Annotated in this window: 14 protein-coding genes, 1 tRNA gene, 1 other RNA gene and 1 pseudogene; 4 read left to right on the top strand and 13 right to left on the bottom strand. The window is 70.1% G+C overall.

Annotated elements, in window-relative coordinates:
- Positions 1 to 110: 110 nt before the first annotated feature.
- Positions 111 to 2,771 carry a DNA polymerase III subunit gamma and tau gene (locus tag NP777_RS21710; RefSeq protein WP_256651845.1) on the bottom strand — a complete coding sequence of 887 codons (2,661 nt, stop codon included), beginning with the start codon at positions 2,769 to 2,771 and terminating at the stop codon, positions 111 to 113.
- Positions 2,772 to 2,845: 74 nt separating this feature from the next.
- Positions 2,846 to 2,942, bottom strand: an RNA gene (gene ffs, locus NP777_RS21705) — signal recognition particle sRNA small type.
- Positions 2,943 to 3,015: 73 nt separating this feature from the next.
- Here ffs and NP777_RS21700 point away from each other — a divergent pair.
- A tRNA-Ser gene (locus NP777_RS21700) sits at positions 3,016 to 3,103 on the top strand.
- 64 nt (positions 3,104 to 3,167) lie between these two features.
- On the opposite strand, the gene NP777_RS21695 is transcribed toward NP777_RS21700, so the two are convergent.
- The 11 genes and pseudogenes from NP777_RS21695 to NP777_RS21645 form a co-directional block, all read right to left on the bottom strand.
- Complete coding sequence (locus NP777_RS21695) at positions 3,168 to 4,406, bottom strand: tyrosine-type recombinase/integrase (protein ID WP_256651844.1); 1,239 nt, start codon at positions 4,404 to 4,406, stop codon at positions 3,168 to 3,170.
- A gap of 10 nt (positions 4,407 to 4,416) precedes the next feature.
- The gene (locus NP777_RS21690) at positions 4,417 to 4,653 is read right to left on the bottom strand and encodes an excisionase family DNA-binding protein (protein WP_256651843.1); all 237 of its coding nucleotides are present in this window, start codon (positions 4,651 to 4,653) and stop codon (positions 4,417 to 4,419) included.
- Positions 4,646 to 5,941, bottom strand: coding sequence for a replication initiator (locus NP777_RS21685; RefSeq protein ID WP_256651842.1), 1,296 nt, complete (start codon positions 5,939 to 5,941; stop codon positions 4,646 to 4,648). Before NP777_RS21685 ends, NP777_RS21690 begins: the two co-directional genes overlap by 8 nt.
- A 163-nt stretch (positions 5,942 to 6,104) precedes the next feature.
- Complete coding sequence (locus tag NP777_RS21680; protein WP_256651841.1) at positions 6,105 to 6,401, bottom strand: hypothetical protein; 297 nt, start codon at positions 6,399 to 6,401, stop codon at positions 6,105 to 6,107.
- Between the two features lie 24 nt (positions 6,402 to 6,425).
- On the bottom strand, positions 6,426 to 6,620 hold the full coding sequence (locus NP777_RS21675) for a hypothetical protein (RefSeq protein ID WP_020869652.1): 195 nt from the start codon (positions 6,618 to 6,620) through the stop codon (positions 6,426 to 6,428).
- Positions 6,621 to 6,635: 15 nt separating this feature from the next.
- Positions 6,636 to 6,821: a mobile element transfer protein gene (locus NP777_RS21670; RefSeq protein WP_102935105.1), complete on the bottom strand. Its 186-nt coding sequence runs from the start codon at positions 6,819 to 6,821 to the stop codon at positions 6,636 to 6,638.
- A gap of 12 nt (positions 6,822 to 6,833) precedes the next feature.
- A pseudogene (locus NP777_RS48545) lies at positions 6,834 to 7,621 on the bottom strand (DUF2637 domain-containing protein).
- Between the two features lie 23 nt (positions 7,622 to 7,644).
- Positions 7,645 to 7,854: a hypothetical protein gene (locus tag NP777_RS21660; protein ID WP_256651840.1), complete on the bottom strand. Its 210-nt coding sequence runs from the start codon at positions 7,852 to 7,854 to the stop codon at positions 7,645 to 7,647.
- An 81-nt stretch (positions 7,855 to 7,935) separates the two neighbouring features.
- Positions 7,936 to 9,324, bottom strand: a complete 1,389-nt coding sequence (locus NP777_RS21655) for an FtsK/SpoIIIE domain-containing protein (protein WP_256651839.1) — start codon at positions 9,322 to 9,324, stop codon at positions 7,936 to 7,938.
- 5 nt (positions 9,325 to 9,329) lie between these two features.
- Complete coding sequence (locus NP777_RS21650) at positions 9,330 to 9,680, bottom strand: SCO3933 family regulatory protein (protein ID WP_251773385.1); 351 nt, start codon at positions 9,678 to 9,680, stop codon at positions 9,330 to 9,332.
- Positions 9,681 to 9,863: 183 nt separating this feature from the next.
- A complete protein-coding gene (locus NP777_RS21645) occupies positions 9,864 to 10,649 on the bottom strand; it encodes a GntR family transcriptional regulator (protein ID WP_256651838.1) in 786 nt (261 codons plus the stop codon).
- 111 nt (positions 10,650 to 10,760) lie between these two features.
- Here NP777_RS21645 and NP777_RS21640 point away from each other — a divergent pair, with 111 nt between their 5' ends.
- From NP777_RS21640 to NP777_RS21630, 3 genes are all read left to right on the top strand, one after another.
- The gene (locus NP777_RS21640; RefSeq protein WP_256651987.1) at positions 10,761 to 11,168 is read left to right on the top strand and encodes an NUDIX hydrolase; all 408 of its coding nucleotides are present in this window, start codon (positions 10,761 to 10,763) and stop codon (positions 11,166 to 11,168) included.
- A 45-nt stretch (positions 11,169 to 11,213) separates the two neighbouring features.
- Positions 11,214 to 11,645, top strand: coding sequence for an ATP-binding protein (locus tag NP777_RS21635; RefSeq protein WP_256651837.1), 432 nt, complete (start codon positions 11,214 to 11,216; stop codon positions 11,643 to 11,645).
- 131 nt (positions 11,646 to 11,776) lie between these two features.
- Positions 11,777 to 12,052, top strand: coding sequence for a hypothetical protein (locus tag NP777_RS21630; RefSeq protein WP_256651836.1), 276 nt, complete (start codon positions 11,777 to 11,779; stop codon positions 12,050 to 12,052).
- Positions 12,053 to 12,246: the final 194 nt, after the last annotated feature.

Genomic DNA, 12,246 nt, shown 5'->3' with positions numbered 1-12,246 from the left:
TCTCTTCGATAGCCCGAGCCTACGTGCTCCCAGAGCGCCTTGCTCTACGCCGTACGGAGGAGACGCGGCGGCGTGAGACCTGGGGCCGGGGCCCCCGCCTCCTACTCGTTCTACTCGTTGACGATCTCGTCGATCACCGTGGCACCGAGCTCGCGGACGATCAGGTCGTGCCCGCTCAGCGCGGTGTCGTCCAGATCCGGGTCGTCCTCGGCCGGCATGTCGTCCTCGATCGAGACCCGCGGCGGCGCGGGCTCCTGGTACGCCGCCGCCTCGGGGGGCGGGCCCGCGTCCGCGGAGCCGGAGGGTGCGGAGGACGCGGGGGGCGCGGCCGGGGGCGGGGAGGCGGGAGCGGCGGGCCGGGGCGCGGACTGGCCGGGCGAGGCGGACTGGCCACCGCCGCCGAAGCCGCCACCGAAGCCGCCGCCGGGGCTGGCGCTGGGGCCGCTCCCGCCGCCGAAGCCGCCGCCGGTGGCACCACCGCCACCGGCACCGCTGCCGCCTCCGCCGAAGCCGCCGCTGCCTCCGCCATAGCCGCCGGACCCGCCTTGGCCACCGGGCGCGCCGGGACCACCGGAACCACCGGGACCACCAGCACCACCGAAACCGCCCGGACCACCTGGGCCGCCGCCCTGCTGTCCGGCGCCGCCCGAGGGGTCGACGATCGCCTCGATCCGCCACTGGACCCCTATGGCGTCCTGGAGCGCCTGCCGCAGGACGTCCTCGCTGCCGCCGCCCACGAAGCTGTCACGCGCGCCCGCGTTGGAGAAGCCGAGCTGGAGGGTGGTTCCGTCGAAGCCGGACACCGTCGCGTTCTGGCTCAGCAGGATCCAGGTGAAGCGGCGGCGGTTCTTGACCGCCTCCAGGATGTCCGGCCACATCTGCCGCACCTGGACGGCGCCCTGCGCCATGCTCGGCGCACCCGGCGCAGGTGCGTTGGGCCCGGGTCCGGCGGCGGGGGCAGAAGGGGCGCTCGGGGTGGTCGGGGTGGTCGGCGCGGAGGGCGCCGCGGGCGTCTGCGCGGGCGGGCCGCCGCCCTGCCCCGGCGCGGTGGCCGTAGGCCAGCCACCGGGCTGCCGAGCGGGCGCCCCGGCGCCCTGTCCACCGCCGCCACCGGAGGAACCGCCCGTACCGGAAGCCCCGGTGCCGGGCGCGGATGCGGTGGGCCAGACTCCGGGCCGCGATCCGCCGCCCTCGGCGACCGGGGCCTGGGCACCCGACGGCCACGCTCCGGGCCGCTGCCCGCCGCCCTCGGGGGGCGCGGCCGCGGCCGGTGCACCGCCCTGCTGTCCGCTGTCTACGGCACCACTGTCTACGGCACCACCCGGATCGCTGTCCGCGGCGGGCCGTGCCCCGGCGGGCCACCCACCGGGCGCATCGCCACCGTCCGAACCCCCCGGACCGCCTGGGGCCTGTCCCTGACCAGGCCCGCCCCCGCCCATAGCCGCACGCGCGGCGGCCGGACCGGACGGTCCACCGGCGGGGGGAGCGGGAGCGTGAGCATCGGGCCCCGGTACGTACCCCATGGCAGGCCCAGGCACCCCAACGCCACCACCACCGACGCCACCACCGCCACCGGCACCACCACCAGCACCACCGCCCAGCCCACCCGCGAGGGCCCCGCGCTCCAGCCGCTCCAGCCGCGACTGGACGGACCGCTCATCGTCGAAGGCGGCGGGCAGCAGCACCCGGGCGCAGATCAGCTCGAGCTGGAGCCGCGGCGAGGTGGCGCCGCGCATCTCCGTAAGCCCCTCGTTGACCAGGTCCGCCGCGCGGCTCAGCTCGGCGCCGCCGAAGACCGACGCCTGCGCCTGCATCCGCTCCACCACATCGGCCGGGGCGTCGATGAGCCCCTTCTCCGCCGCGTCCGGCACGGCGGAGAGGATCACCAGATCGCGCAGCCGCTCCAGCAGATCGGCGACGAAGCGCCGGGGGTCGTTGCCCCCCTCGATCACGCGGTTGACGACCTCGAACGCCGCCGCCCCGTCGCTCGCCGCGAAGGCGTCCACGATCGAGTCGAGCAGCGAGCCGTCCGTATAGCCAAGCAGCGAGGTCGCCATGGCGTACGTCACGCCGTCGTCGGCCGCGCCCGCGAGCAGCTGGTCCATCACCGACATCGAATCCCGCACGGACCCGGCCCCGGCCCGCACCACCAGCGGCAGCACCCCGTCCTCGACCGGAATCGCCTCGCGCCCGCAGACCTCACCCAGATAGTCGCGGAGCGTCCCGGGCGGCACGAGCCGGAACGGATAGTGGTGCGTACGCGACCGGATCGTGCCGATGACCTTCTCCGGCTCGGTGGTCGCGAAGATGAACTTGAGGTGCTCCGGGGGCTCCTCGACCACCTTCAGCAGGGCGTTGAACCCCGCCGAGGTGACCATATGGGCCTCATCGATGATGTAGATCTTGTAGCGACTGGACGCGGGCCCGAAGAACGCCTTCTCCCTCAGCTCACGGGCGTCGTCCACACCACCGTGCGACGCGGCGTCGATCTCGATCACATCGATCGACCCGGGCCCGTTCCGCGCGAGGTCCTGGCACGACTGGCACTCGCCGCACGGCGCCGGAGTGGGACCCTTCTCACAGTTCAGACAGCGGGCCAGGATGCGCGCACTGGTCGTCTTGCCACACCCGCGGGGACCGCTGAAGAGATACGCGTGATTGACCCGGTTGTTGCGCAGCGCCTGCTGCAGCGGGCCGGTGACATGCTCCTGCCCGATGACCTCCGCGAAGGTCTCGGGGCGGTAGCGGCGGTACAGCGCGAGGGACGACACGCTTACGACGATATCGGGGACCACGGACAACGGGCCCACACCCACATCCCCACACCCCCGCGACCCCCAAAGACGCAAGGGGCCCCTCACGCACCCGCCAGAGCCCACTTACCCTTGCTGCCTTCCGGCCCTGGGGGAGTTCGGTGAGATAGCGCCACGTGAGGGGCTGGCCCCCACCCTAGCGGATAGACCCGGGTGGGAACGAGTTCGCTAGCACTCCCGATCGTCTTGTAGAGTCTCCAGCGGAGGATTCGCCTAGAGGCCTAGGGCGCACGCTTGGAAAGCGTGTTGGGGGCAACCCCTCACGAGTTCGAATCTCGTATCCTCCGCCAGCTCAGAGGGCCGGACCGCGAAAGCGGCCCGGCCCTCTGGCATATGTCCGTCTCAGTTCCCGTCTCAGTCGGCGGCTGACGGCTCCCAGAGCGCGCCCCCGACTTGCTGCGCGACCTTCCGCAGCATCGGCCCCGTCACGTGCATGTACCGGGCCCGCATCCGCGCCGCTCCCCCGGGCTCCCATCCCATGATCGCGTCGACCACGACGTCAGGGACGCCGAGGAGCAGGAGGACGGTCGCGGCGGTGTGGCGAGCGTCATGGAGACGGCCGTCCCGTACCCCCGCGTCCCGAAGCAGCCGCTTCCAGACGTGATAGTCGGTGTTCGGGCTGAGGGGCCCGCCGGTCGGCGAAGCGAAGACATATCCCTTCCCCTCCCAGTCGGCACCGGCCTCGGCCCGTTCCCTCTCTTGCTCCTCCTGGTGCTGGCGAAGGAGTTTGATCAGCGGGTCCGGCAGGCCGACCGTACGCCGTCCGGCGCGTGACTTGGTGCTCTTGTGCTCCCGGCGGGTCTGCTGGCGTTGAGGGCAGTAGCCCGCCTTTCGCCCGCAGGGATCACCCCCACAGCCATGCGCGTACTTCGGCCGCAGCCGGTTCTTACGGATGCGGACGTATCCCGCGTCCAGGTCCACGTCTTCCCAGTGCAGCCCCAGCGCTTCCCCTTGCCGGAGGCCGAGCGCCAGGGCAACGACCCAGCGAGCGCTGTTACGGAGCTTGGCCGCCTCCACCAGCAGACTCTGGACCTCTTCGATCGTGTACGGCTCGATGTCCTCTTCTTCGAGGCGCGGCGCCTTGGCGATCTCGGCCACGTTGGTGGGGATGTGCCCGCGCCGCACCGCCTCACCGAGGGCGACCCGGATCGTCCGGTGGACGTGGTGAGCGGTGCCGGCCGCGCTCCCGGCTTCCTGCATCTTCCGGTAGAAGCGTTCCAGGTGCTCGGGCTCCAGTCGATCGAGCTTGTGGGCGCCGAGGCCCGGCACCAGGTGCACCCGCACATCGACCTCATACCCGTCGTACGAATTCTCGGAGACGTACGGCTTGGCGATGTTCTCGACCCAGTGCTCCAGCCAGGCTTGGACGGTCCAGCTCTGGCCCGGCTTCCTGAGCTTCTTCTCATCGCGCGCCCGCTCCATCTCGCGAACGGCCTTGGTCACCTCGGCCTTGGTCTTGCGCTCGATATGACGGCGGTCGGGCCTACCGTCATCACGAACACCGACCGTCACCCGGCCGTGCCATTTCCCGTCCTTGCCGAGGTAGATGGACGAGGCGCCATTGGGCTGCCGCGTACGCTTCCCCTCTGCCATACCGTCCCCCTTATGCCGCTTCGGCGGATCGGTTACGCAGCTTGGCCACGTAGGCCGGTACGGCGTCGGCAGGCACCCGGCGCAGCCGCCCGACCGTCACCGATTCGATCTCTCCGGCGAGGACGAGCCGGAAGCACGTCGTACGCCCGATACGAAGCCGCCGAGCCGCCTCCTCGACGGTCAAGAGCACCAAGGACGGGTCAGCATCGGCATCCAATACGACGACATTGGACCGGGGCTCAGCCACGGGTCGGTTCTCCTTCCGTTCCGGGGGCGGGGGTGATGGTGGCGGTCAGCCATTCCTCGGCGGGGGTGAGGCCGGTACCGGCGTAGACCCAGTGGGCGAGAACGAGCGTGGTTTCTTCCTGCTCTGGCTGAGCCGCTGCGGCTTGGGCACGTCGCCAGGCGGCGCGGGCGTCGCGGAGTGCGCCGAGGGTGGTGGAGTAGCGGCGGGATTTGGTGGAGAAGTGGCCCCGGAAGCCGAGCATGTGGGCCCAGGCGCGGAGCCGGAGGTGTTCGAGGTCTTTGCGGGCGCCGAGGGCCCAGGCGGTGCGGATGAGGCGGCGGGTGTGTTCGGGGACGTCGATTTGGGCGAGTTCGGCGATGAGGCGTATGGGCCGGTCGAGGGCTCCGGTCGCGGTTTCGGCGCCCTTGGTGGCGTACTTGGCGATGTACGCGGCGACCGCCCGGTCGGTCAGTGCCGTTCCGCCGTCCAACTCGGGCCCACGAATGGACCGTACATCGAGCTGACGACCGAAGGCGAAGCGGTGGGCCCGGCCGTCGATCACCGGTCCTTTCACCTCCGCTTTGGCTGCGGCAGCGCGGATGGCGTCGGTCAACAGCTCGGTGGTGGCCCAGGCCGGGGGCGGGGTGTCACCGCCTTCCGGGCCGTCGAGCCGGATGACGGCGTGGAAGTGGACGGCGCCGCGTTTCTGGTACTCGGCGACCTTGGCGAAGGACAGCCGGGCGTGCGCGCGGAAGGCCCGCTGCGTGAGTCCGGCGCGCTTGGCGACCTCCCGCCGCAGGTAGATCGAGAACCGCCGCCACAGCAGACCCGCATGAGCGTTCCAGAGCACCGCGGATTCGTAGTCGTACCTGTCCGGGTTGAGCGGCGTACCAAGCGCGTCGTCCTCCTGGTCGTGGTGGACACCGCACCGGCACGGACGGCGAACACCGGCAGGGCCGGTGGGCCGATTGTGGACGGGGCCGAAGCTGGGCGCGGTGAAGGTGGCGAAGACGCGGGGATGCGTGGCTACCTCCTCGGGGGTGCCTTTGCCGCCGCGTAGTCCGGCAGTGATCAGGTGGAAGGTGTCGCGGCGGTAGGTCTCGGCGCAGGCCGCACAGCGGGTGACGCGGCGGTTGTTACAGCGGACCAGCAGATGCCCGGCGGGCAGCTCGGCGGAGTCCAGGTGATGAAGAATGCGGCCGATCTCGCCGGTGTCCTGGTTGAGGTGGTGTTCGGTGCGGTGGCCGTCGAGGCGGATCGGGGTGGTGCAGCCGCCGAGGCCGGAGAGCTGGTGGAGCAGTGCGGGCATGGTGCCGAGTGCTGCCAGGCTGCGGAGTTGGGGCAGCGGTGGCGGGGTGGTGCGGGTGATGATGGGGCTCCTCTTTCGGCTCTTGGGTCGGGAGGGGTTGGGCTGCCGGGGCGGCGGATGCTTGGCGGTATCGAGGCCGCCCCGGCAGTCGTGTGGTGTGGGATCAGCGGCGGCGCTGGCTGGCCAGCAGCGAGCGCATGACGACGGCGGCCACGGCGACGGAGACGGCCGTGACAGCTACGGCGGCGAGCAGAGCCGTCAGGACGATGCCGACCGTGACCACGGCACCGACCGTTCCGGCGTTGAGGCCGCTCAAGGCCCCGGCCGGGCGAGTTGGAGCGGGCGCGGTGGTGTGCTGGCAGGAGCAGGCCGGGGCGTGATGCTGCTGGGCCGTCGGGATGGCGGTGGAGACGTGGACGATCGGCGGTGTGGGGGCTTCGGGGTACTTCGGTCGGAACACTGCGATCTCCTCTCAGCTACTCGTCTAGTCGTGTTGTTCGTTGACGGAGTCAACGCCGGAGCGCGTACCGGACTCCACGGACGGCGCGAGGCCGGTGTGGGCGAGCCAGAAGCCGAACAGCGCGATCACGACGGCGACCCACAGACGGACGCCCATGAACTTGATCGCGATCCACGCGACGGCGCCGAGGACGAGGACCAGGGGCAGGCTGACGGTCACAGGCGATCTCTCCTTTCAGCGGACGGGGCAGCGGTGCGTACGGGCGGCCAGCTCGGCGGCGGCGCGGGTGTCGTAGTCGGCGGAGAAGTCACAGCGCGGAGCGGTGCACACGGCGGTGTGCTTCACCCGGCCCCGCTGATCATTGGCGGTGCCGACGCGCACCGGGCCGATACGGATGACGTTGCGGAAGCGGCGGAGCATGGAGGACTCCTGTCAGAGGCGGGAGGCGATGGCGTCAGCCAGCGTTGCCGGGACGCCGAGGCGGGCGCGCAGGGTGTCGGTGTCGATGGGCGAACCGGTACGGGCACGGTGTTCGTCGGCGAGCTTGCGCGCGTGGTTTACCAGGGCAGGAGGCACGTTGATCGTCGGTGACGGAGCATCTGGCGATGAGGCCAAGTCCACTCCAGCACCTCGGCGTTGCTCATCGGAGTGCTCCGTGAGCGGTGAGTCGACTTTGCCGCTATCGTTGGCTTGCCTCTGATCACGTAGCTGGGAGTCCGGCTGCGTCAATCGGTGGGTTTCGAGTGGATCGGCGACCGCGCCAGCCTCCCGCTCTGCGCGGGGGTCCGCCTCATGGCGGGCGGTCGCCGGTCTCGTTCCTGCCCCGCGTCCTGACCATCGCCTTCCCTGGTTGAAGGCGGTGCGGTGTGGGCAAGAAGGGTCCCGCCGAGGAAGCCGACAGCAGGCCATCCGGCGACGAGGATGCGCAGCCAGGCCGGTACGTCGGCCAGGTCGAGCAGCCCGGCGGTGGCGACGTTCGCCCCGAGCGACGCGACAAGGGCGACGACGAACCAGCACCAGCCCGCAGCCTTGGACACCCCCGACCGCAGCCGCTTCCAGGCCGCCACAAGCAACAGGTCGACGGACACCGGGTATGCCCACGCCTTCCAGCCGTCCTGCCCGGCCGCCGAGGCCAGGTCATGCAGGTGGGCGAAGGACAGCGCGGCAGCGATGACCGCTTGCACGAGCACCGCGTCAACCCGCGCCAGGCAAGCGCGCATGGGTAGGAACTCCTTCCAGTGAGTCAGCCGTCTGTGGTGAGTTCGTCGGCACGTGCGCGAGCGGCAGCGGCGACCTCAGCGGCTTCAACGTCATCGGGCTGGGCAGCGGCGATGCGCTCCAACAGGTCCGCTTTGCGGTTCATCAACTCGGCGTTGCTCCCGGCCCCGCGTGTGCGGAAGTCGGCCAGGTCGGCCAGGAGCGCGGAGACCTCGGAGATGGTGGGACGGGACACAGGTACTCCCCTTCGGTTTCAGGCATGGCGGGGGTAGGGACACGGCACGAGTACGGTCGCGCCAGCCGTCAGGCGGGTGGATTACTCGGCGGCCGGAAGCGGCTTGAGCAAGGACGGCGGAGCGCTCACCGGAACGGCCGGCACGTCCGGCCGGAACGGCTCCAACGCGGGCAGGTCCGGTACCAGGTGAGCGGTCTCGCGGCACACTTCGGCCGCAGCACCCAACGACAGATACGGCGTACGGATGCGAGACCAGCCGCCGGAGGTGTCCCCGGCGACCGCGAGGCCGGGCCGTTCCGGGGCGATGGCACAGGCAGCGCCCACCGCTTCAGGAGCAATATCTCCGAGCGCCATCTTGGCGGAGGCTTCATCGTTCACGCGGTGGCAGACCCGCCCGGTCAACTGAGCCCGCAGCATCGTCGCTCCCTTGCCCAGCTCGGCGCCGAAGCGCTGCCCGCAGACCTCCAGGTAGATGCCTGCCGCGCGGCCGAGTTGGGCGAGCCGGATGAGCTGGGTGACCATCTCATCCCGCCGTTCCTCGTCCTTCCGCGTGGCGACGAGGAACAGTTCGGCCACCTCGTCCACCACCAGCACCACCGGCACCGGCACCGGCACCGGCCGCTCACCCTCCGGCAGCCCCCAGATGTCAGAAGTGATCTCTTCATCCGGGGTACTGGGAGCGATGCCCTGCCGGGCCTTGATCAGGTCGTACCGGTCTTCCATCAGCCCGACCACCACAGGCAGCAGCTCCGCCGCCTGCATAGGATCGGTGGCCAGCGCCGAGAGCCGAGGAGCGAACGGCGCCAGCTCCACACCCCGCTTGCAGTCGATCCCGACCAGCGCGACCGGTTGCCGAGCGAGCCCGGCGATGAGGTGCCGCAGGAACATCGACTTCCCCGACAGCGTGGCGCCCAGCGTCAGTTGGTGCGGGATGGCCCGGTAGTCCCGGACGAACGGCGTCGCATCCTCGCGCAGCGCCACCGGCACCTTCAGGAAGCCACTCACAGCCTTCCGGGGCATCCGCACCTTCCGGAGCACATCGAAGCCGATCAGCCGCAGATCGACCACGCCCGGCTTGATCTCCTCCACATACGCGCCGTGAACGCCCCAGGCATGCCGCAGCCGTTCAGCCGAGGCCGCCACATCCGCAGGTTCCTGCCCCGGTGCCAGCCGCAGCCGCACCCGCAGCCCGGTCGACGTCGGACGGATCAGCCCCCGGCGCGGAGGCACCGGCCGAACCTCCCGATGTGTAAATGCCTGCACCGCCCAGGCCCGCAGCCGGGACGGCGGAACGGTCAGCCCGCACGCATCCATCACGGACCCGTACGACCCGAGCAACCGGGCCGTCGAGATGGGCATCCCGACCGTGGACCAGTAGGCGGCCGGGTGCCGGGCCCGGAGATAGGCAGCCCCGCCGACCGTCGCGGCGACCGGACCACCCACCTCCATCAGCGTCATCACGTCAGCCATCAGGCTCAGGCCCCCGCACCCACTGATATGGCGGCCGGGGCGATGGCCTCGGCCCGGAAGGCGATGCCGTGCCGCTGCTGCCCGTTGAACACGGTGTCCCAGGGCCGGGCGATCAGCCCGATCAGCGTGACCGGCGCCCCGAGCGCCAGCCCCTCCGTCACGCCGCTCTCCGGCACGGTGACCTGAAGCAGCGAGGACTCCCCGCCGTCGATGTAGACGACGCCGAGCCGCATCAGCGTCTCACCGCTCTGCGCGTCCTTGGCGATCTCGCCGGTCTGCCGGTCCTTCACCTTCGGCTCCGGCGCCTCAGTCAGCAGAACCGTGGCGCCAGAGGTCTCAACTCGAATGGAACGCAACGACTTCTCCTCATCTCACATCCAACCCACCTACTTGTGTAGATGAGTTGCGCCTTCGAACCCGAACGAGCGGGAACGGGAACCACCATGCCACACAGCTTGCCCACTCGTCTATACGAGTATGCATCTTTGTGTGTACGAGTCAGAAGAAGCAGCCCGGGGCCACCACGCCCCGGCCATGCGTCAGTTGGCAGGAAGCTGGTAGGCGAGGACGTACGCGTCGGCAGCCATCACGGTGTCACACACCTCCACCGCCCGCCCCTCAGCGTCATAGGCAGTCCGAACGAGATGGATCACCGGCACCCCGGAAGCGAGCTGGAGCGTACGCACCTCGGCAGGCGAGGGCATCCGGGCCCGGATCTCCTCATCGAAGTGATCCAGGCGATGCCCCATCTCCTCCAGCCGGGCATAGATCCCACCGGGGCCCGGGTTGGGCTGCGCGATCGGAGTATTCCGCGCCAGGTCCAGCGGCAGATACGAGGTGGCGAACTCCACCGGCCGCCCATCCAGCAGATACCGCCGCCGCCGAGCCAGCACCTTACGAGGCGAACCCAGCCGAGCAGAGATGTCCTGCGACGGCCGCTCCTCCTTCACCTCCAGGCTGTCCACCTCCGGGCGACTGCCCGCCGCTTCCGCCTCCACGGTGAAGGCAGCCTTCCCCTGATCCCGATGCCGCCGCGCGAACCGGTCCGAGGCCAGCCGCCGCACAGGCGGCCGGGGCCGCACAAAAACACCCTTGCCGTGCTCGGACAGCACCAGGCCCTCTTGCTGGAGCAGCGACAGAGCGTTGCGGACGGTCATCCGCGAGACACCGAAGTGATCGACCAGCTCCGTCTCGGAGGGCAGCTTGTCGCCCTCCCGGAAGCGGCCCTTGTCGATCGCTTCCCGCAGCGCGTCAGCGATCTGCCGGAACACCGCCCGGTCGCTCGTCGGGTCCAATACACCCAGAACAGAGGTCAGAGAAGGCATTCGCACATACTCCTTTAGGTATCTAGACGAGCGGCTGACCGGGATTGCTACGGTGGAGAGCCTAGCCAGCCGAGAGGGCCGAGGAACGTGAGCACTGAGCGCCCGCACTCCGTGAGCGTCGCCGGAGTCATCGTCGACGACGCGGGCCGTGCGCTGCTGATCAAGCGACGCGACAACGGTAAGTGGGAACCGCCCGGCGGCGTGCTCGAACGCGGGGAAACCATCCCCGACGCCCTGCAACGGGAAGTCCTCGAAGAGACCGGCATCAAGATCGCTCTCCCCGCGACCCTCACCGGCGTCTACAAGAACATGACCGGCCTGATCGTCTCCATGGTCTTCCGCTGCGAAGCACTCGACGGCACCCCGACCACCGGAGCGGAAACCCGCGCACTGCGCTGGGCCACCCGCGACGAGATCACCGAACTCGCCGACGAGGCATACGCCATCCGCGTCCTGGACGCCCTGGACAACACCAGCCCGCCGGCCATCCGCGCCCACGACGGCGTACGACTCATCTAGCACGCACCCATGACCCATAGCCCCTACCAGCACGAAGGAACTCGTATGGACGAGTATATGAGTGCTCCGCGAGTTTGGGGCCTGATGTGCCCAGGATCCCGAGAAGAAGTCACCCGCGCCCGCCGCTGGACCCGCGACATCCTCAGCAACCACCCCTGCGCCGATGACGCCGAGCTGATCGTCAGCGAGCTGGGCAGCAACGCCCTCACCCACACCGCAAGCGGCAGCCCCTACGGCACCTTCCAGCTCACGCTGTCCCTCTCACCCCGCACCGTCGCGATCTCCGTCACCGACGAGGGAGGCCACCCCGACGAACCCCGCTCCACAGAAGCCGACCCGGACGACACCCACGGCCGCGGATTAACCATCGTCATGGCACTCGCCCGCCGCCTGGATATCACCGGCAGCCAACACGGCCGCACCGTCACCGCCCAACTCGTAGCAGCACCCGAGCAGGCAGGAGCCACCACATGCTGAGGCCCCTACTACGACCCGGCTACTGGTGCGAATGCTGGACCCGCTCACCAGCCACAGGACCCCGCTCCGTCCTACTCGCCTCCATCGAAACCGGTAGCCCCAGCGAGGCCACCCGATGGATCCGCGTCACCGTGCGCACCATCGCCTCAGCGCTCGACCGCGAAATGGCCCACAAGGCATGGGACTGGGTCACCCACGGCTACAAGGAAGCCGAAGACGCCCTCACCAAGGGGGAAGCAGCCACGTTCGCCCTCACCCAGCAAGACACCCACATCGAATGGATCCTCCGGCCGGTCATCTTCCTGCCGCTCGCCCACCGCGAATCCCGACGCCTTCCAGCATGCGCCGAACAGTTCACCTGCCCCACCACACACAAGATCGCCCGACACCAGCCCAACGACCGCTGAGTTACAACCTTCTCTACGGGTTCAAGGCGGCTCGCTCCGCTCACCGCGCGCGGCCCGGCCCCCGGCCGGGCCTGCGCTCCTGTCTCCGCCCCGCTCCAGCCCGGCCGGGGCCCGTGCCGCGCGCACAGCAAGCAGCCACCTGCCGTTAGAGAAGGGGTACGTCGTGGCTGGGGCGGTCGGCTCCACGGCTTTAG

This window comes from Streptomyces rugosispiralis, from assembly GCF_024505145.1.
Taxonomy (GTDB): domain Bacteria; phylum Actinomycetota; class Actinomycetes; order Streptomycetales; family Streptomycetaceae; genus Streptomyces; species Streptomyces rugosispiralis.
Note: the sequence above shows the minus strand (reverse complement) of the source record. Positions and strands in the feature narration are given on the sequence as shown.